The organism is Streptomyces sp. SID486, assembly GCF_009865385.1.
Classification (GTDB): Bacteria; Actinomycetota; Actinomycetes; order Streptomycetales; family Streptomycetaceae; genus Streptomyces.
The window spans coordinates 1-18,331 of record NZ_WWJT01000406.1; the positions used below are offsets into that span (position 1 = coordinate 1).

Here is an 18,331-nt window from a genome sequence, read left to right on the forward strand (position 1 = left end):
AGCCCGGCCGGCCCCAGCCCGCGTCGGCCAGCGCGACGGCGGCGGTGCCGCAGCCGCAGGGCCCCGCCGTGGCGGTGCGCACCCGCTGCCGGGCGTAGCGGAAGCCGCGCTCGAAACGGATGTAGGAGCCGAGGACGGAGACCTCCAGCAGGACGGCCGCCCGGTGCTCGGCGGTGCACAGCAGCGCCTCGGCCGCCGCCCGGTCATGGACGCAGTGGAAGCCGCAGTCGCAGCGGCGCGCGGGCGGCCGGTGGCGCAGGCCGTAGACGCAGGCGGCGTCGTCGAGCACGGCGTACGGCAGTGCGCCGCCGAGCGACACCCCGGTGAAGGCGGCCCGGGTGCCGTCCTGGGACAGCACCGGGTGGGCGATCTTGTGTCCGGTCGGCGGCTCCGCCGGGCATTCCGCCGGGAGCCGCAGTCTCATCGGGCGGCCGGGACCTCTTCGCGGGCCGGCTCGGCCGGTTCGGTGCGGGCCGCTTCCCCGGGGAGCGGGCGCTCTTCTTCGTGGTCGGACGGCCGCTCCTCGGCGACCCCGGTGGCCAGTGCCTTGCCGAGCTTCATGGCGCCTCCCATGACCTGACGACGGTGACCCTCCGGCCATAGTGACCCATGAAGGGCCGAGTTGGACACAGGACGTCCGGCCACCCCGCCGACGATTCAGCAATGCTTGACAGTATGTCGTAGATAATTTAAGTAGAGCTTCATCGATGTGCCGCCGAGACTACCTCCATGACGAGTACACGCACCTCCCCGCCCTTCGGCCGTACCCTCTGCGCGATGATCACGCCGTTCACCGAGGGGGGCGAGCTGGACCTGGACGGCGCCCGGCGGCTGGCCGCACGGCTGGTGGCGGAGGGCTGCGACGGGCTGGTCCTCGGCGGCACCACGGGCGAGTCGCCCACCACCACCGACGAGGAGAAGACGCGGCTGGTCACGGCCGTACGCGAGGCGGTCGGCGACCGGGCCGCGCTGGTCGCGGGCGTGGGCACGGCGGACACCCGGCACACCGTGGAGTCGGCGCTCGCGGCCGCCGAGGCGGGCGCCGACGGCGTCCTGGTGGTGACGCCGTACTACAGCCGGCCACCGCAGGAGGCCGTGGCCGACCACTTCCTCCGGGTCGCCGACGCGAGCGAACTGCCGTTGATGCTCTACGACATCCCGGGCCGCACCGGCACGCGCATCGAGCCGGAGACGATGATCCGCCTCGCCGGACACCCGCGGATCGTGGCCGTCAAGGACTGCTCCTACGACTTCCTCGGCACCCAGAAGGTGCTGGCGCGAACGGAGTTGGCGTACTACTCCGGCTGCGACGAGCACGTGCTGGCGCTGTACGCGATCGGCGCCGCGGGCTGTGTGAGCACGATCGCGAACGTCGTACCGGCCCATGTCGCCGCGATCCTGGACGCGTTCGACGCGGGCGACACCGCCCGGGCGGCCGGACTCCAGCGCGCGGCGGTGCCGTTGACCGAGGCGATGACGGGCTCGGACCTGCCGGGCACGGTCACCGCCAAGGCCCTCCTGTCGCGCCTCGGCCTGCCCGCGGGCCCGGTCCGCGCACCACTGCTGCCGGCCGACCGGAAGACGGCCGACGACCTGCTGGCCCGGTACGAGGCGCTCACCCGCCCGTGACCGGGCCCGCCCGGCGCACGGCAATCCCGGCGCGACGAGCAGAGGCCGGCGGATCCGCGCGGGCCCGGACGTCCACCCGGTACCGAGACCGGACTCCTGAAGCGGGGCTCACACACGAGCGCCCTCCCGGGCCCTCGCGGGGCCGTGGAAGGGCGCTGGGTGGTGACCGGCGTCGACAGTGCCGACAGCTACGCGGCGGGTCGGGCGCGATCGGGGGCGGCCGCGGGTCACGGCCACCGGTGGTCAGTTGTGGCTGTGCAGGATGTCGTTCAGGCCGCCCCAGACCGCGTTGTTCGGGCGGGCCTCCACCGTGCCGGTGACCGAGTTGCGGCGGAAGAGGATGTGCGAGGCGCCGTTCAGCTCGCGGGCCTTGACGATCTGGCCGTCGGGCATGGTGACCCGGGTGCCCGCGGTGATGTACAGGCCGGCCTCGACCACGCACTCGTCGCCGAGCGCGATGCCGACGCCCGCCTCGGCGCCGACCAGGCTGCGCTCACCGATGGAGATGATCACGTTGCCGCCGCCGGACAGCGTGCCCATGGTGGAGGCTCCGCCGCCGATGTCCGAGCCGTCGCCGACCACGACACCCGCGGAGATCCGGCCCTCGACCATGGAGGTGCCGAGCGTGCCGGCGTTGAAGTTGACGAAGCCCTCGTGCATGACCGTGGTGCCCGCCGCGAGGTGCGCGCCCAGGCGGACCCGGTCGGCGTCGGCGATGCGCACGCCCTTGGGCGCGACGTAGTCCGTCATGCGGGGGAACTTGTCGATCGAGGTCACCTGGAGGTGCAGGCCCTCGGCGCGGGCGTTCAGGCGCACCTTCTCGATGTCGTCCACGGCGACCGGGCCGAGCGAGGTCCAGGCGACGTTGGCGAGGTGGCCGAAGATGCCGTCCAGGTTCTGGCCGTGCGGCTTGACCAGGCGGTGCGAGAGCAGGTGCAGGCGCAGGTAGACGTCGTGCGCGTCGAGCGGCTTCTCGTCCAGCGAGGCGATGACCGTGCGGACCGCGACCACCTCGACGCCCCGGCGGGCGTCCGGGCCGATGGCCGCCGTCGCGCCGCCGCCCAGCAGCTGGGCCGCCTGCTCGGCGGTCAGCCGCTCGGTGCCGGCCGGGCCCGGCTCCGCCACCAGCTCGGGGGCCGGGAACCAGGTGTCGAGGACGGTGCCGTCGGAGGCGATCGTGGCGAGACCGGCGGCGACGGCGCCGGTGGTACGGGTAGCAGACTCGGTCATGGGACAAAACCTAACGTGGGCGGGGGGTCAGGGCGAACCGCGTCTCACGTGCCGGGCGCGGTTCAGGGGATCAGCCGAGCCAGCAGGGTGCGCGCGTACCCCTCGTCGTACGAACCGCCCGTCAGCAGCACCTGGAGACAGATGCCGTCCATCAGGGCGAGCAGGGCGCGTGCGGTGACCGGGTCGGTGCGCCGGGCCAGCAGCGCCGCCGCCTGGTCGGTCCACTCGGCGGCGACGGGACGCAGGCCGGGACGGCGCAGCGCCGCCAGGTACAGCTCGTACTCCAGCTCCACTCCGGTGCGGTCGCCGCCCAGCCACTGCCCGAGGGCCCGGGCGAGGTCCGCCGCGAGGTCGCCGCCTTGGGCCTGGTCGGGCAGCAGCTCGGCCAGCACCCCGCCGAAGCCCTCGTTCGCCTGCCGCAGCGCGGCCACCAGCAGCTCTTCCAGGGTGGCGAAGTGGTAGGTGGTGGAGCCGAGCGGGACGTCGGCCTCGGCGGCCACCGTACGGTGGCTCAGCCCGGCGATGCCGTCCCGGCCGACCACCCGGATCGCGGCATCGGTGATCCGCTGCCGGCGCCCGGGGTCGTAGCGGCGGCCCATCAGTGACTCGCCCCGCCCAGGTTCAGCACGACCACTCCCCCGATGATCAGCAGGATCCCGGCGACCTTGGGCACGCTCAGCCCCTCCCCGAACAGCAGCAGCCCGAGCACGGCGATGGCCGCGGTGCCCACACCGGACCATATGGCGTAGGCGGTGCCGATCTGGACGGTCTTCAGCGTCTGGGCCAGCAGCGCGAACGAGACGACGTAGCCCAGAGCGGTCGCGAGCGAGGGCCAGAGCCGGCTGAAGCCCTCGGTGTACTTCATCGCGGTCGTGGCGGCGACCTCGGCGGCGATCGCGTCGGCGAGTGTCAGGTATCCCATGTGTACGAGCGTACACAACCCTGCGTACGCGCGTACACAACGCGTCGGCGGGGCCGGGCACGGCGAAGCGGCGGCACCCGGGCGGGTGCCGCCGCTTCACGCACGCGGTGGGATCAGACGTTGAACCCGAGCGCCCTCAGCTGCTCGCGGCCGTCGTCCGTGATCTTGTCGGGGCCCCACGGCGGCATCCAGACCCAGTTGATGCGCAGCTCGTTGACCAGGCCGTCCGTGGCGGACTTCGCCTGGTCCTCGATGACGTCCGTCAGCGGGCAGGCCGCCGACGTCAGGGTCATGTCGATGGTCGCGATGTTGGCGTCGTCGACGTGGATGCCGTAGATCAGCCCGAGGTTGACGACGTCGATGCCCAGCTCGGGGTCGACGACGTCCATCAGGGCCTCGCGGAGTTCCTCCTCCGAGGCCGGCTTGGTCTCCACGGTGTCGCTCATACGGTCTTCCTTTCGGCGCCGGCGCCGTCCAGCGCCTGGGCCGTCGCGTCCTTCCACGCCATCCAGCTCAGGAGGGCGCACTTCACCCGCGCGGGGTACTTGGAGACACCGGCGAACGCGACCGCGTCCTCCAGGACCTCCTCCATGGCGTCGTCGGGCTCGATCCGGCCCTTGGACTGCATCAGTTCCAGGAAGGTCTCCTGGATCCGCTGCGCGTCGGCCAGTTCCCTGCCGACGAGGAGTTCGTTCAGCACGGAGGCCGAGGCCTGGCTGATGGAGCAGCCCTGGCCCTCGTACGAGACGTCCTCGATCGTCGTGCCGTCGTACTTCACGCGAAGGGTGATCTCGTCGCCGCACGTCGGGTTCACATGGTGCACCTCGGCGTCGCCATCCCTCAGACCACGCCCGTGCGGGTTCTTGTAGTGGTCCAGGATGACTTCCTGGTACATCGAATCCAGCTTCACGGTCTCAGCTCACGCCTCTCAGCCGAAGAAGTTCCGTACGTGCTCCAGACCCTCGACCAGAGCGTCGATCTCGGCCGGTGTGGAGTACAGATAGAACGACGCTCGCGTGGTCGCAGGAATTCCGTAGCGCAGGCAGACCGGGCGGGCGCAGTGGTGGCCCACGCGTACCGCGATGCCCTGCTCGTCCAGGACCTGGCCCACGTCGTGCGGGTGGATGTCCCCGAGGGTGAAGGAGATCGCCGCGCCCCGGTCCTCGGCCGTGGTGGGGCCGATGATCCGCAGGTCCGGGACCTCGGCCAGCCGGCGGACGGCGTACTCGGTCAGCGCGTGCTCGTGGGCGAGGACCTTGTCCATGCCGATCGAGTTCAGGTAGTCGATCGCCGCGCCCAGACCGACCGCCTGGGCGATCGGCGGGGTGCCCGCCTCGAACTTGTGGGGTGCCGGAGCGTAGGTGGAGGAGTGCATCGAGACGGTCTCGATCATCTCGCCGCCGCCGAGGAACGGGGGCAGGTCCTCCAGCAGCTCCTGGCGGCCCCACAGGACGCCGATGCCGGTCGGGCCGCACATCTTGTGGCCGGTGAAGGCCACGAAGTCGGCCTGCAGGGCCTGCACGTCCAGCGGCATGTGCGGCGCGGCCTGGGAGGCGTCGACGCAGACGAGCGCGCCGACCTCCTGGGCGCGGCGGATTATCGCCTCGACCGGGTTGAGCGTGCCGAGGATGTTCGACACCAGCACGAAGGAGACGATCTTCGTCTTCTCCGTGATGACCTCGTCGATGTTCGACAGGTCCAGGCGGCCGTCGTCGGTCAGGCCGAACCACTTCAGCTTCGCGCCCGTGCGCTGCGCCAGCAGCTGCCAGGGCACGATGTTGGAGTGGTGCTCCATCTCCGTGATGACGATCTCGGTCTCGTGGTCCACGCGGTAGGGCTCGTCGGCCCAGCCCAGCATGTTCGCCACGAGGTTCAGCGACTCGGAGGCGTTCTTGGTGAAGATCACCTCGTCGCGGCTGGGCGCGTTGATGAACTCCGCGACCTTGTCGCGCGCACCCTCGTACAGCGCCGTGGCCTCCTCGGCGAGCACATGCACACCGCGGTGGACGTTGGCGTTGTAGCGCTCGTAGTACTCGCTCAGGGCGTCCAGTACCTGGCGCGGCTTCTGCGAGGTCGCGGCGTTGTCCAGGTAGACGAGCTTCCGGTCGTCGTGGACCAGCCGGTCCAGGATCGGGAAGTCCTTGCGGATCGCCTCTGTGTCGAGGAGGCCCGGCAGCTGTGTCACGCGGATACGCCACCCTTCGTGTATGCCTCGTAGCCCTCGTTCTCCAGCTTGTCGGCGAGCTCGGCGCCGCCGGACTCGACGATGCGGCCGCCGGAGAAGACGTGGACGAAGTCGGGCTTGATGTAGCGCAGGATGCGCGTGTAGTGCGTGATCAGCAGGGTGCCGACCTCGCCGGTCTCGCGGACGCGGTTGACGCCCTCGGAGACGATGCGCAGCGCGTCGACGTCCAGGCCGGAGTCCGTCTCGTCCAGGATCGCCATCTTCGGCTTGAGCAGTTCGAGCTGGAGGATCTCGTGGCGCTTCTTCTCGCCGCCGGAGAAGCCCTCGTTGACGTTGCGCTCGGCGAAGGCCGGGTCCATGTTGAGGCGCTCCATGGCCTCCTTGACCTCCTTCACCCAGGTGCGCAGCTTCGGGGCCTCGCCGCGGATCGCGGTGGCGGAGGTGCGCAGGAAGTTGGAGACCGAGACACCGGGGACCTCGACCGGGTACTGCATCGCCAGGAACAGGCCCGCGCGGGCACGCTCGTCGACGGACATCTCCAGGACGTCCTCGCCGTCGAGCAGCACGGTGCCCTTGGTGATCGTGTACTTCGGGTGACCCGCGAGCGAGTAGGCGAGGGTCGACTTGCCCGAGCCGTTGGGGCCCATGATGGCGTGCGTCTCGCCCTGCTTCACGGTGAGGTCGACGCCCTTGAGGATCTCCTTCGTGGCGTTGTCGGCCTCGACGGTGACGTGCAGGTCTCGGATTTCAAGCGTTGCCATGGGTGCCTCAGGACTCCTGGGAGAGGGAGACGAGAACGTCGTCCCCTTCGATCTTTACGGGGTATACGGGGACGGGGCGCGTCGCGGGGAGGCCGGACGGCTTGCCGGTGCGCAGGTCGAAGGCGGAGCCGTGCAGCCAGCACTCGATCTGGCAGTCCTCCACCTCGCCCTCGGAGAGCGAGACGTTCGCGTGCGAGCAGATGTCGTGGATCGCGAACACCTCCCCCTCGGTCTTCACGACCGAGACCGGCGTGCCGTCGAGTTCCACCCGCTTCGGGGTGTCCTCCGCCAGCTCGCTCAGCCCACAGGCGCGTACGAAGGTGCTGGTCATGCGACCGACGCCTCCAGCTCCTCCTCGATCTTGGCCAGCAGGCGCTCCTGGATGTCGGTGACGCCGATCTGCTGGACCAGCTCGGCGAAGAAGCCCCGGACCACCAGGCGGCGGGCCTCGTGCTCCGGGATGCCGCGGGCCATCAGGTAGAAGAGCTGCTCGTCGTCGAAGCGGCCGGTGGCGGAGGCGTGTCCGGCGCCGACGATCTCGCCGGTCTCGATCTCCAGGTTCGGCACCGAGTCGACACGCGCGCCGTCCGTGAGGACCAGGTTGCGGTTCATCTCGTAGGTGTCGGTGCCCTCGGCGGCCGCCTCGATCAGCACGTCGCCGATCCACACCGCGTGCGCGCTCTCGCCCTGCAGCGCGCCCTTGTACATGACGTTGGACTTGCAGTGCGGGGTGTTGTGGTCGACGAGGAGGCGGTGCTCCTGGTGCTGGCCGGAGTCGGTGAAGTACAGACCGAACAGCTCGGCCTCGCCGCCGGTGCCGGCGTAGGCGACCCGCGGGTGCAGCCGCACCAGGTCGCCGCCGAAGGTGACCACGAACGACTTGAAGGTGGCGTCCCGGCCGATCAGCGCGTTGTGCTGGCCCACGTGCACGGCCTTGTCGTCCCAGTCCTGCACGGAGACGACGGTCAGCTTGGCGCCGTCGCCCAGGACGTAGTCGACGTTGGCGGCGAGCACGGCGTCACCGGTGTGGTCGATGACGACGACGGCCTCGGCGAAGGCACCCAGCTCCACCACCTGGTGGCCGTAGGCGACCCCGCCCTCGCCGTGCACGGCGATGCGGATGGGCTCGGCGAGCACGGTCTCCTTGGGGACGGTGATCACGCCGGCCTGCTCGAAGGCCGAGTACGCCTGGGCGGCGACGCGGTCCACCGGGGTGCCGGCCCGGCCGATGCGGGCGTCGTCACGGCCGACGGTCTCGACGGTCACGCCCTCAGGGGCCTTGACGTCCACCGTCACGCCGTCGCCGGTGGCGACCGCGGTGCCGTCGTGCAGCCCGCGCAGCCGCTCCAGGGGCGTGAACCGCCACTCCTCCTCGCGGCCGTGGGGGACGGGGAAGTCCGCCACGTCGAAGGACGGGGGCGCGCTCATGCGCGTGGCGACGGTCGACTCGGCGGCCACCGCGATCTGGCCGGCGGTGGTGGACCCGACCGGGTAATTCTGAGCCTCAGCCATGGCTGTCGGTCTGCTCTCTTTCCTGCGTCAGTTTCGCTGGCTGTCTTCCGGGGGTGCGGGGCCTCAGCCGACCGCGCCTTCCATCTGCAGCTCGATCAGCCGGTTGAGTTCGAGGGCGTACTCCATGGGCAGCTCCTTGGCGATGGGCTCGACGAAGCCGCGCACGATCATCGCCATCGCCTCGAACTCGCTCAGGCCGCGGCTCATGAGGTAGAAGAGCTGGTCCTCGGAGACCTTGGAGACGGTCGCCTCGTGGCCCATGGACACGTCGTCCTCGCGGACGTCCACGTAGGGGTAGGTGTCGGAGCGGGAGATGGTGTCCACGAGCAGTGCGTCGCACAGCACGTTCGACTTCGATCCGGCCGCGCCCTCGCCGATCTCGACCAGGCCCCGGTAGGAGGTACGGCCGCCGCCGCGCGCCACCGACTTGGAGACGATGTTGGAGGAGGTGTTCGGCGCCATGTGGACCATCTTGGAGCCGGCGTCCTGGTGCTGGCCCTCGCCCGCGAAGGCGATGGACAGGGTCTCGCCCTTGGCGTGCTCGCCCATCAGGTAGACGGCCGGGTACTTCATGGTGACCTTGGAGCCGATGTTGCCGTCGATCCACTCCATGGTCGCGCCCTCGTACGCCACGGCGCGCTTGGTGACCAGGTTGTAGACGTTGTTCGACCAGTTCTGGATGGTCGTGTACCGGCAGCGGGCGCCCTTCTTCACGATGATCTCGACCACCGCGGAGTGCAGGGAGTCCGACTTGTAGATCGGGGCGGTGCAGCCCTCGACGTAGTGGACGTAGGCGTCCTCGTCGACGATGATCAGCGTCCGCTCGAACTGGCCCATGTTCTCCGTGTTGATGCGGAAGTAGGCCTGGAGCGGGATCTCGACGTGCACGCCCTTCGGTACGTAGATGAAGGAGCCACCGGACCACACGGCGGTGTTCAGCGCGGCGAACTTGTTGTCACCGGCCGGGATCACCGTGCCGAAGTACTCCTTGAAGAGCTCGGGGTGCTCCTTCAGGGCGGTGTCGGTGTCGAGGAAGATGACGCCCTGCTCCTCCAGGTCCTCGCGGATCTGGTGGTAGACGACCTCGGACTCGTACTGGGCGGCGACACCGGCGACGAGGCGCTGCTTCTCCGCCTCGGGGATGCCGAGCTTGTCGTACGTGTTCTTGATGTCCTCGGGCAGGTCCTCCCAGGACTCCGCCTGCTTCTCCGTGGAGCGCACGAAGTACTTGATGTTGTCGAAGTCGATGCCCGAGAGGTCGGAGCCCCAGTTCGGCATCGGCTTCTTCTCGAAGAGCTTCAGGCCCTTCAGGCGCAGCTTCGTCATCCACTCCGGCTCGGACTTCTTGCCCGAGATGTCGCGGACGACGTCCTCGTTCAGGCCGCGGCGCGCTGACGCACCGGCCACGTCGGAGTCGGCCCAGCCGTATTCGTACTTGCCCAGGCCCTCGAGTTCGGGGTGAGCAGTCTCCGTGGGGAGAGTCATGCGGGGTTCCTCCCGGCCGTGCTTGCAGGTGCGTCAGTGGATGTCTTGGGGATGAACGTCGTGCAGACGCCGTCGCCGTGCGCGATGGTCGCCAGTCGCTGGACGTGCGTGCCGAGCAGCTCGGCGAAGATCTCGGTCTCCGCCTCGCACAGTTGCGGGAACTGTTCCGCGACGTGGGCGACCGGGCAGTGGTGCTGGCAGAGCTGCTCTCCGACCGGTGCGCTGCGCGCCGTAGCAGCGTACCCGTCGGCGCTCAGGGCCTTGGCCAGCGCTTCGGCGCGTTTGTCGGGCGCCGCGGTCCCGATCGCCTCGCGGTACGCGCTCGCCTGGGCGGCGAACCGGGCCCGGGCGAAGGCGGCGACCGCCTCGGGGCCGCCCTCCCGCTCGGCGATCCAGCGCAGCGCGTCCACGGCGAGCTTGTCGTACGACTGGTCGAAGGCGTCCCGGCCGCAGTCGGTGAGCGCGAAGACCCTGGCGGGCCGCCCGCGCGTGCGCGTGCCGTAGACCCGCTGCTCGCGTGCCGTCACGACGTCGTCGGCGACCAGCGCGTCCAGGTGACGCCGTACGGCCGCCTGGGTGAGTCCCAGCCGGCCGGCGAGTTCGGCGACGGTCGACGGGCCGTGGTCCAGGATGGACCGAGCGACCCGGTTGCGCGTCGAGCGCTCACCGGTCGCTAGCTCCTCCTGCGGGGTCCCCGTGGGGGTCTCCCGAGCCTCGCCGACGTTTTTCACAACGCCATTGTTGCGTAATTCCGCGGAGCCTGACAAGCGACGCCGGATCATCGAACGGTGCCCTGCGTCACTTAGGGAGACCTAACCTGACCTGCGGAAACGATCTTCTGATCGATCGTCTCCGGTCCCGCCGAGGACAATTTGGTGGCGCCGCCCGGCCGCGTCGGCAAGACTTCCGGACCATGCCCACACCGCCTCCGACCGGCCCTCTTGTCACTCGCGACACCCTCGCGGCGGACCTGCGCCTGCTGGGTGCCGAGACCGGCGAAACCCTTCTCGTGCACTCCTCGCTCAGCTCGCTCGGCTGGGTGAACGGCGGCGCGGTCGCCGTCGTCCAGGCACTCCTCGACGCGCTCGGCCCCGCCGGCACGCTCGTCGTCCCCACGCAGACCGGCGACCTGTCCGACCCGGCCGTGTGGGAGGACCCGCCGGTGCCCCGCGAGTGGTGGGACCGGATCCGCGCCACCATGCCCCCGTACGACCCGCTGGTCACGCCCTCGCGCGGGGTCGGTGTGGTCCCGGAGACCGTGCGGACCTGGCCGGGCGCCCTGCGCAGCGCGCATCCGCAGACCTCGTTCGCCGCCCTGGGCCCCCGCGCGCGGGAGATCACCGAGGGCCACGCCCCGGACTGCCGGCTCGGCGAGCTGAGCCCGCTGGCCCGGCTGGAGCGGCTCGGCGCCCGGGTGCTGCTGCTCGGCGTGGGCTACGACTCCTGCACCGCCTTCCATCTGGCCGAGTACCGCACGCCCGCGCCCCGGGTGCAGGTCGGCCGGCCCGCTCCCGGCGGCGGCTGGGAGACGGTCACCGAGGTCCCGATCACCTCCGACCGGTTCGACGAGCTGGGGCACGACTACGAACGGGACCGGCCCGTCCTGCGGGGACGGGTGGGCGCCGCGCGGGCCAGGCTGTTCCCGGTGGCGGAGGCCGTGGCCTACGCCGAGCGGTGGCTGCCGCTGCACCGGCCCCGTGCGGAGGACTTCCCCCACCCGGCCGCCTGAACGGCGAGCGCTCTCCCTAGACTCAGGACCCATGCGAAGCGAGCCCGCCCACCCACACCCGCTCATCGAGGTCCAGGCCCTGGTGAAGCGGTACGGCAGCAAGACCGCGGTGGACGGCCTGGACCTGGTGGCCCAGCCGGGCGTGACCGCCGTGCTCGGCCCCAACGGCGCGGGGAAGACGACCACGGTCGAGACCTGCGAGGGGTACCGGAAACCGGATTCCGGCACGGTGCGTGTCCTGGGTCTCGACCCGGTGCGGCAGTCCGCCGAGCTGCGGCCCCGGATCGGCGTCATGCTGCAGTCCGGGGGGGTGTACTCGGGCGCCCGCGCCGACGAGATGCTCCGGCACGTCGCGAAGCTGCACGCGCACCCGCTGGACGTCGACGCCCTGATCGAACGCCTCGGCCTAGGCTCCTGCGGCCGGACCGCCTACCGCCGGCTGTCCGGCGGCCAGCAGCAGCGGCTCGCGCTCGCCATGGCCGTCGTGGGCCGCCCGGAACTGGTGTTCCTGGACGAGCCGACGGCCGGCCTCGACCCGCAGGCCCGCCGGGCCACCTGGGACCTGGTGCGGGACCTGCGCGCCGACGGCGTCTCGGTGGTCCTGACCACGCACCACATGGACGAGGCCGAGCAGCTCGCCGACGACGTGGCGATCATCGACGGCGGCCGGGTCATCGCCCAGGGCTCCCCCGAGCAGCTGTGCAAGGGCGGCGCCGAGAACACCCTGCGCTTCACCGGCCGTCCCGGCCTCGACGTGGGCTCCCTGCTCAAGGCCCTGCCGGCCGACTGCACGGCCGCCGAGCTGACCCCGGGCGCCTACCGGGTCGTCGGCGACGTCGACCCCCAGCTGCTGGCCACGGTCACCTCCTGGTGCGCCCAGCACGGGGTGATGCCGGACCGGATCTCGGTGGAGCGGCACACCCTGGAAGACGTCTTCCTGGAGCTGACCGGCAAGGAGCTGCGCTCGTGACCACCCCGGGTACGTACACCCCCAGGCCCGGAGCCGCCCCGCTCCCCCGCATGATCGCGGCGCAGGCGGCGCTGGAGACCCGGATGCTGCTGCGCAACGGCGAGCAGCTGCTGCTGACGGTCGTCATCCCGACCCTGCTGCTCGTGCTCTTCAGCTCGGTCGACATCGTGGACACCGGCAAGGGTGACGCCGTCGACTTCCTCACCCCGGGCGTCCTGGCCCTGGCCGTGATGTCGACGGCGTTCACCGGCCAGGCCATCGCCACGGGCTTCGAGCGCCGCTACGGCGTCCTCAAGCGGCTCGCCTCCTCGCCGCTGCCGCGCTGGGGCCTGATGGCCGCCAAGACGGCGTCCGTGCTGGTCACGGAGATCCTCCAGGTCGTCCTGCTGACCGTCATCGCCTTCGCGCTGGGCTGGTCGCCGCACGGCGGCCCCGCCGCCGTCCTGCTGCTGCTCGTCGTCGGCACCGCCGCGTTCTCCGGGCTCGGGCTGCTGATGGCGGGCACGCTGAAGGCGGAGGCGACGCTGGCCGCCGCCAACCTGGTGTTCCTGCTGCTGCTCGTGGGCGGCGGGGTGATCGTGCCACTGGAGAAGTTCGGCCCGGCGGGTGAGCACGTACTCGGCCTGCTGCCGATCTCGGCGCTCTCGGACGGCCTGCGGGACGTCCTCCAGCACGGCTCCGGCATGCCCTGGGGCGACCTGGGGATCCTCGCCGTGTGGGCGGTGGCCGGGCTGGCCGCGGCCGGGAAGTTCTTCCGCTGGGAGTGAAAACCGTACGGATGTCCTCCGGGCCACCCGCGCGTGGGAGTGACCCTCGTGAACGCATGCACAAGCGGCGGCCTACGATGGTGCGCGTGCCCAAGCTGACCCTCGCCGACGCCCAGGCGGCCCTGCGCAACCCGCTCGCCTTCATCGCCGACCACTGGACCCCGGACCCCCGGACCGTCCGGCGGGCGGCTCTCGCCGCGCTCGTCATGTCGGTGGTCATCGTCGTCACCGGCGGCGCGGTCCGCCTGACCGGCTCCGGCCTCGGCTGCCCGACCTGGCCCACCTGCACCGACGACTCGCTGACCACCACCCGGGCCATGGGGTTCCACGGGGTCGTCGAGTTCGGCAACCGCATGCTGACGTACGTGCTGTGCGCGGCCGTCGGCTGGGCGATCATCGCGGCCCGCTCCGAGAAGCCCTGGCGGCGCGGCGTCACCCGGCTGGGCTGGGCCCAGTTCTGGGTGGTCATGGGCAACGCGGTGCTCGGCGGCATCGTCGTCCTGGTCGGCCTCAACCCCTACACCGTCGCCGCCCACTTCCTGCTCTCCACGGCCCTGATCACCATCGCCACGGTGATGTGGCAGCGCACGCGGGAGGGCGACACGCCGCCGCGCCCGCTGGTCGGCAAGGCCGTGCAGCAGCTGGTGTGGTTCCTGGTGGTCGCCTCCGCGCTGCTCATCGCGCTCGGCACGGTGGTGACCGGGGCCGGGCCGCACGCCGGTGACTCCAGCGAGGTCGAGCGCATCCCGATCGACTGGGCCACGGTCGCCAAGATGCACGCGGTGCTCGCGTGGATCGTGGTGACGCTGACGTTCGCGCTGTGGTTCGTGCTGAAGGCGGTCGACGCGCCGAAGGGCCCGCTGTCCCGGACGCGCGAGCTGTTCCTGATCCTCCTCGCCCAGGGCGTGATCGGTTACGTGCAGTACTTCACCCACCTGCCCGAGGTGCTGGTCGGCCTGCACATGCTCGGCTCGTGCCTGATCTGGATCGCCGTCCTGCGCGTCCTGCTCGCGCTGCGGGAACGCCCGCGGACCACGCTGGACCTGCCGGGCCCCGCGGCCGAGATGACGGCCGGTACCCGCGCCTGAGTCACCCGTAGGCGGCGACGAGGGCATCGATGGCCGGCCCCAGGTAGCCACGGGTCAGTCCGGCCCTGCGGGCCACCAGGGCCGCGGTGCCGGGGGCGGGGGCGCCGCCGTACCGGCGACGGGCGATGTCCTCGACGACCTCGGCCGGAGCGCCGGCAGTTCGCAGCGACCTGGATCTGATCGCCGTCCTGCCGGCCCCGCCGACCCCGGGGACCGTACGGAGGCTGGTGCTGCTGCACCGGGGACTGCGCGCCGAGCCCCTCGCCGCCGCCCTCCTGGTAGTCGCCGCCGGCCAGTGAGCCGTGCGCCCACAGAGCCCGGGGACGCAGCGGCAGCAGGGCGGCCAGGAATCCGTCGAGCAGGGATGCGGTCGTCAGCCCGCCCATTCTCGACGGTTCACCCCAGCCCGTACACCCGGCGCGCGTTGTCCGCCGCGATCAGCCGGGCCACCCGCTGGGCGTCCTCCAGAGACCACGCCCCGTCGGCGACCCAGGTACCCAGAACGCGGCCCAGGGCCTCGCGGAAGAGGCGGGCGCCGACGACGTGCAGTTCGGGCAGGCTCTGGGCGCCGGTGGAGAAGAGGATCTTGCCGAAGGGGGCCAGCTCCATGATCTCGGCGAGGACCGTGGCCGCCCGGGCGCCGGTCCGCACGAGGGCGGCGCCCGAGTCGGCGTAGACGTGCGGGAAGACACCGGCCAGGTGGGCGGCGTGGCGGTGGTACGGGTATCCGTGCAGCAGGATCAGGTCGGTGCCCAGACCGGCGGTGGCGCGGACGAAGTCGGTGAGCAGGACCGGGTCGGTGCGGTCGATGCGGGAGCCCGGCTCGCCGAGGCCGGCGTGCAGTTGCAGGGGCAGGCCCGAGGCGACCGCGATCCACAGCAGGTGCCGCAGCAGCACGGCGTCGGTGAGGGCTCCGCCGACCCGTCTCCCGGCCAGCCAGCGGCCCGCCGCGCCCCGCACCTGCCCGGGCTCCGGTGGCTCCGGCGCGAGGGCCAGACCGTGCCGCAGGCCCGCGACGGAGGTGAAGGCGACGGCGGTCGACGCCGCTCCGTGCACGGACTCGGCGAGGTTGGCGAGGAAGGACTCCACGGTGCCGGAGGTGTCGGCGACCTGCTCCGCGAGCAGCTCCAGACGGACGATCTCGCGGGCCTGCGCGGCCCCGGCCGAGGCCAGCTCGGTGGGACTGGTGAGGTCGCCCGGCAGCCCGGTGTCGACCAGGTACGTCGTGATGCCGCTGCCGCGCAGCAGCCTGCGGCCCGCCTCCAGGACGCCGAGTTCACGGCGCCGCGCGAGATAGCGGGCGGGCGGGCAGTGCGGTTCGAGGCCGAGTATCGGCGGGCACCAGCGCCGTACGGCGAACCCGGTCTGGGTGTCGAACAGGGTGGTGCCCGCGGCGGGCGGGCCCTCGGTGCGGGCCAGTTGCGCCTCGAAGGTGCCGAGGCCGAGTTCCGTGCGGAGCACGCCGTGGCAGTACTGGTCCACGAGGGACGGCATTTCGATCATCCGGGGCTCCCCGTAGGACGCGTGCTGCCTTGCCCGTCCTAACGGGTGAACGGGGCCGGAGGTCGCGGTCCGGCTCCCACGGCCTCACCGCTCGGCCCCCGCCGCACCTCGCTCGGCGCTCGGCTCACCGCCGGACCGCCGCCGCGCCTGGTCGCACCGCTCAGCCGCCGCGCACCGGCCGGACCGTCCAAGCCGCCGCCGCGCACCGGCCGGACCGTCCAAGCCGCCGCCGTGCCCGACCGTGCCGTTCAGCCGCCGAGCTGGATGCCCGCCATCCGCTTCCACTCGTACGGCCCCGTCGTCACCTTCGCCGCGAACTCGCCGTCGAAGGACTCGTGGACCGTGATGCCGGCCCTGGCCACCGCCTGCTCGGCGACGGCGCAGGAGGGCGCCACCAGGTCACCCCAGCCGCCGTCCTCGCCGACCAGGACGATCCGGGCGCCGCGTTCGCCGATGTGGGCCACCTGGCCCTCCGCGCCGCCGTGCGCCTTCGCGAAGGCGCTGATCTGGTGGGCGAGCCGGGACACCGTGCGCTCGGCCCTCGCGTCAACCTGCTGCGTGTCTGCCATGGCCAGGATGCTACTCACCGGTAGATCGACTGGCGAGGGCAGGGCTCTGTGACATACGCCCGGGCGTGCGCCCGGCGGGCCTCAGCGCAGGAACGGATCGACGGCGACGGCCACGAAGAGGATCGACACATAGGTGATCGACCAGTGGAAGAGGCGCATCTCCTTGAGCTTGACCCCGGTCACCTCGGCCTTCGCCCGGTTCTGCAGCCCGTGCGCCTCCCACAGCCAGAAGCCGCCGGCCGCGAGGGCCACCACCGTGTAGAACCAGCCGGTGTAGCCGAGGGGGGTGAGCAGCAGGGAGACGACGACCATCACCCAGCTGTAGATGACGATCTGCCGGGCGACCACCTTGTTGGAGGCGATGACCGGGAGCATCGGCACACCCACGCGCGCGTAGTCCTCCTTGACCTTCATGGACAGCGGCCAGTAGTGCGGCGGCGTCCAGAAGAACATGACGAGGAAGAGGATGACCGGCGCCCAGGACATCGAGTTCGTCACCGAGGACCAGCCGATCAGCACCGGCAGGCAGCCCGCGATACCGCCCCACACGATGTTCTGCGACGTACGCCGCTTGAGGATCATCGTGTAGACGACGACGTAGAAGAGGAGCGCTCCGAGCGACAGCCAGGCGCTCAGCCAGTTGACGGTGAGTCCGAACAGCAGCGTCGAGACGACCGCCAGCGTGATGCCGAAGGCCAGGCACTCCGGCGGACTGACCATCCCCGTCACCAGCGGGCGCTGGGAGGTCCGGTCCATCAGGGCGTCGATGTCCCGGTCGATGTACATGTTCAGCGCGTTGGCGCCGCCCGCCGACAGGTAGCCGCCGACGCAGGTGAGCAGGACCAGTTTGAGGTCGGGCACACCCTGCTGCGCCAGGAACATCACCGGAACGGTGGTGATGAGCAGCAGTTCGATGATCCGCGGCTTGGTCAGCGCCACGAACGCCTTGACACGGGCCCCGAACGGCCGGTGAACCGGGCCCTGGCTCGCACCGAGCATCCCCGATGGACGGGATTCGACGGCCGTCACGCACACCCCTGACAGAGACATCCCAGCGAGCCTCCCCGTGTGAAGTCCCGGTAAAGGCTCGCGCGTACCACGCCACTTTAGACGTTGCCCATACCCCGGCCTTCGCGGGGGTGGGGTCGTGTTGACGGGCAGCGCATAAGAGGGGTCCCGGAGCTCGATTGAGCAGTCAGATGAGCGGCTCCGTATTCATGTGCCAAATGCCTTGTCGGCCGGTCGGGAGGCGGATCGCACGGAGTCCCGGCAGTCTGGAAACAGTCGAAAAAACGCACGTCCTCACGGGGGTAGGCTCGACAGCGGCCGGCGGGCAGAAGCACGCCGGCGGCCGGGTGGGCGCATGCCCCGAAGACCGGCGACCGACATGTGGAGAGGAGCCCTGACCCAGGGTGAGCACCAAGCCGACCACCACAGACCTTGAGTGGACCGACCTGGACCAGCGGGCCGTGGACACCGCCCGCGTCCTGGCCGCCGACGCCGTACAGAAGGTCGGCAACGGCCATCCCGGTACGGCGATGAGCCTGGCCCCCGCCGCCTACACCCTCTTCCAGAAGGTGATGCGGCACGACCCGGCCGACCCGGAGTGGGTGGGGCGCGACCGCTTCGTGCTGTCCGCCGGCCACTCGTCCCTGACCCTCTACACCCAGCTCTACCTGGCCGGTTTCGGCCTGGAGCTGGCGGACCTGGAGTCCTTCCGGACGTGGGGCTCGAAGACCCCGGGCCACCCGGAGTACGGGCACACCAAGGGCGTCGAGACCACCACGGGCCCGCTGGGCCAGGGTGTGGCCAACGCGGTGGGCATGGCGATGGCCGCCCGCTACGAGCGCGGTCTGTTCGACCCGGAGGCGGCGCCGGGCGAGTCCCCCTTCGACCACTTCATCTACTGCATCGCCGGTGACGGCTGCCTCCAGGAGGGCATCTCCGCCGAGGCGTCCTCGCTGGCCGGCCACCAGAAGCT

Annotated in this window: 20 protein-coding genes and 5 pseudogenes; 7 read left to right on the forward strand and 18 right to left on the reverse strand. The window is 71.2% G+C overall.

Annotation, left to right across the window (positions count from 1 at the left end; genetic code table 11):
• Together GT045_RS19485 and GT045_RS38970 are read right to left on the reverse strand one after the other, a co-directional pair.
• Positions 1–424: pseudogene (locus tag GT045_RS19485) on the reverse strand (hypothetical protein); the annotation flags it as partial.
• Entirely contained in the window at positions 421–561 is a 141-nt protein-coding gene (locus tag GT045_RS38970; RefSeq protein ID WP_202515292.1) for a hypothetical protein, read from the reverse strand. The pseudogene GT045_RS19485 and the gene GT045_RS38970, both read right to left, overlap by 4 nt.
• A 168-nt stretch (positions 562–729) precedes the next feature.
• Between GT045_RS38970 and dapA the strand changes: the two genes are divergently transcribed.
• Entirely contained in the window at positions 730–1,629 is a 900-nt protein-coding gene (gene dapA, locus GT045_RS19490; RefSeq protein ID WP_161334932.1) for a 4-hydroxy-tetrahydrodipicolinate synthase, read from the forward strand.
• 243 nt (positions 1,630–1,872) lie between these two features.
• Here dapA and dapD read toward each other — a convergent pair whose 3' ends face one another.
• From dapD to GT045_RS19545, 11 genes are all read right to left on the reverse strand, one after another.
• Entirely contained in the window at positions 1,873–2,859 is a 987-nt protein-coding gene (gene dapD, locus GT045_RS19495; protein ID WP_161288647.1) for a 2,3,4,5-tetrahydropyridine-2,6-dicarboxylate N-succinyltransferase, read from the reverse strand.
• 62 nt (positions 2,860–2,921) lie between these two features.
• Positions 2,922–3,458: a TetR family transcriptional regulator gene (locus GT045_RS19500; protein ID WP_161334933.1), complete on the reverse strand. Its 537-nt coding sequence runs from the start codon at positions 3,456–3,458 to the stop codon at positions 2,922–2,924.
• Entirely contained in the window at positions 3,458–3,781 is a 324-nt protein-coding gene (locus tag GT045_RS19505) for a multidrug efflux SMR transporter (RefSeq protein WP_161334934.1), read from the reverse strand. The genes GT045_RS19500 and GT045_RS19505 overlap by 1 nt, the downstream gene beginning before the upstream one ends.
• A gap of 113 nt (positions 3,782–3,894) precedes the next feature.
• Positions 3,895–4,227 (reverse strand): metal-sulfur cluster assembly factor, encoded by a 333-nt coding sequence (locus GT045_RS19510; protein WP_161288650.1) that lies wholly within the window; start codon positions 4,225–4,227, stop codon positions 3,895–3,897.
• A complete protein-coding gene (gene sufU, locus GT045_RS19515; RefSeq protein ID WP_161288651.1) occupies positions 4,224–4,691 on the reverse strand; it encodes a Fe-S cluster assembly sulfur transfer protein SufU in 468 nt (155 codons plus the stop codon). The genes GT045_RS19510 and sufU overlap by 4 nt, the downstream gene beginning before the upstream one ends.
• A gap of 18 nt (positions 4,692–4,709) precedes the next feature.
• Positions 4,710–5,966: a cysteine desulfurase gene (locus tag GT045_RS19520; RefSeq protein ID WP_161334935.1), complete on the reverse strand. Its 1,257-nt coding sequence runs from the start codon at positions 5,964–5,966 to the stop codon at positions 4,710–4,712.
• Positions 5,963–6,727, reverse strand: coding sequence for a Fe-S cluster assembly ATPase SufC (gene sufC / locus GT045_RS19525; protein ID WP_161288655.1), 765 nt, complete (start codon positions 6,725–6,727; stop codon positions 5,963–5,965). The genes GT045_RS19520 and sufC overlap by 4 nt, the downstream gene beginning before the upstream one ends.
• A gap of 7 nt (positions 6,728–6,734) precedes the next feature.
• Positions 6,735–7,058, reverse strand: a complete 324-nt coding sequence (locus tag GT045_RS19530) for a non-heme iron oxygenase ferredoxin subunit (protein ID WP_161288657.1) — start codon at positions 7,056–7,058, stop codon at positions 6,735–6,737.
• The gene (gene sufD / locus GT045_RS19535; RefSeq protein ID WP_161288659.1) at positions 7,055–8,239 is read right to left on the reverse strand and encodes a Fe-S cluster assembly protein SufD; all 1,185 of its coding nucleotides are present in this window, start codon (positions 8,237–8,239) and stop codon (positions 7,055–7,057) included. Before sufD ends, GT045_RS19530 begins: the two co-directional genes overlap by 4 nt.
• Positions 8,240–8,302: 63 nt before the next feature.
• Positions 8,303–9,724, reverse strand: coding sequence for a Fe-S cluster assembly protein SufB (sufB, locus tag GT045_RS19540; RefSeq protein ID WP_133922277.1), 1,422 nt, complete (start codon positions 9,722–9,724; stop codon positions 8,303–8,305).
• On the reverse strand, positions 9,721–10,455 hold the full coding sequence (locus GT045_RS19545) for an ArsR family transcriptional regulator (protein WP_161288661.1): 735 nt from the start codon (positions 10,453–10,455) through the stop codon (positions 9,721–9,723). Before GT045_RS19545 ends, sufB begins: the two co-directional genes overlap by 4 nt.
• 182 nt (positions 10,456–10,637) lie before the next feature.
• Here GT045_RS19545 and GT045_RS19550 point away from each other — a divergent pair, with 182 nt between their 5' ends.
• The 4 genes from GT045_RS19550 to GT045_RS19565 all read left to right on the forward strand — a co-directional run bounded on the left by GT045_RS19550 (position 10,638) and on the right by GT045_RS19565 (position 14,278).
• Entirely contained in the window at positions 10,638–11,453 is an 816-nt protein-coding gene (locus GT045_RS19550; protein WP_161334936.1) for an AAC(3) family N-acetyltransferase, read from the forward strand.
• Between the two features lie 31 nt (positions 11,454–11,484).
• Positions 11,485–12,423: an ABC transporter ATP-binding protein gene (locus GT045_RS19555; RefSeq protein ID WP_161334937.1), complete on the forward strand. Its 939-nt coding sequence runs from the start codon at positions 11,485–11,487 to the stop codon at positions 12,421–12,423.
• A 50-nt stretch (positions 12,424–12,473) separates the two neighbouring features.
• Complete coding sequence (locus GT045_RS19560) at positions 12,474–13,190, forward strand: ABC transporter permease (protein WP_161334939.1); 717 nt, start codon at positions 12,474–12,476, stop codon at positions 13,188–13,190.
• A 77-nt stretch (positions 13,191–13,267) separates the two neighbouring features.
• On the forward strand, positions 13,268–14,278 hold the full coding sequence (locus GT045_RS19565) for a COX15/CtaA family protein (RefSeq protein WP_161334940.1): 1,011 nt from the start codon (positions 13,268–13,270) through the stop codon (positions 14,276–14,278).
• A 1-nt stretch (position 14,279) separates the two neighbouring features.
• Here the strand turns inward: GT045_RS19565 and GT045_RS39860 are convergent.
• Positions 14,280–14,432 (reverse strand): annotated as a pseudogene (locus GT045_RS39860) (nucleotidyltransferase); the annotation flags it as partial.
• A 7-nt stretch (positions 14,433–14,439) separates the two neighbouring features.
• On the opposite strand from GT045_RS39860, the pseudogene GT045_RS19575 reads away from it, so the two are divergent.
• Positions 14,440–14,544, forward strand: a pseudogene (locus GT045_RS19575) (nucleotidyltransferase); the annotation flags it as partial.
• Between the two features lie 3 nt (positions 14,545–14,547).
• On the opposite strand, the pseudogene GT045_RS39865 reads toward GT045_RS19575, so the two are convergent.
• The 4 genes and pseudogenes from GT045_RS39865 to GT045_RS19595 form a co-directional block, all read right to left on the reverse strand.
• A pseudogene (locus GT045_RS39865) lies at positions 14,548–14,655 on the reverse strand (nucleotidyltransferase); the annotation flags it as partial.
• Between the two features lie 19 nt (positions 14,656–14,674).
• Positions 14,675–15,781 (reverse strand): amidohydrolase family protein, encoded by a 1,107-nt coding sequence (locus GT045_RS19585; RefSeq protein WP_161288667.1) that lies wholly within the window; start codon positions 15,779–15,781, stop codon positions 14,675–14,677.
• A gap of 248 nt (positions 15,782–16,029) precedes the next feature.
• A complete protein-coding gene (locus GT045_RS19590; protein ID WP_161334938.1) occupies positions 16,030–16,350 on the reverse strand; it encodes a hypothetical protein in 321 nt (106 codons plus the stop codon).
• A gap of 81 nt (positions 16,351–16,431) precedes the next feature.
• Positions 16,432–17,349, reverse strand: coding sequence for a heme o synthase (locus GT045_RS19595; RefSeq protein WP_202528479.1), 918 nt, complete (start codon positions 17,347–17,349; stop codon positions 16,432–16,434).
• A gap of 413 nt (positions 17,350–17,762) precedes the next feature.
• On the opposite strand from GT045_RS19595, the pseudogene GT045_RS19600 reads away from it, so the two are divergent.
• Positions 17,763–18,331, forward strand: a pseudogene (locus GT045_RS19600) (transketolase); the annotation flags it as partial.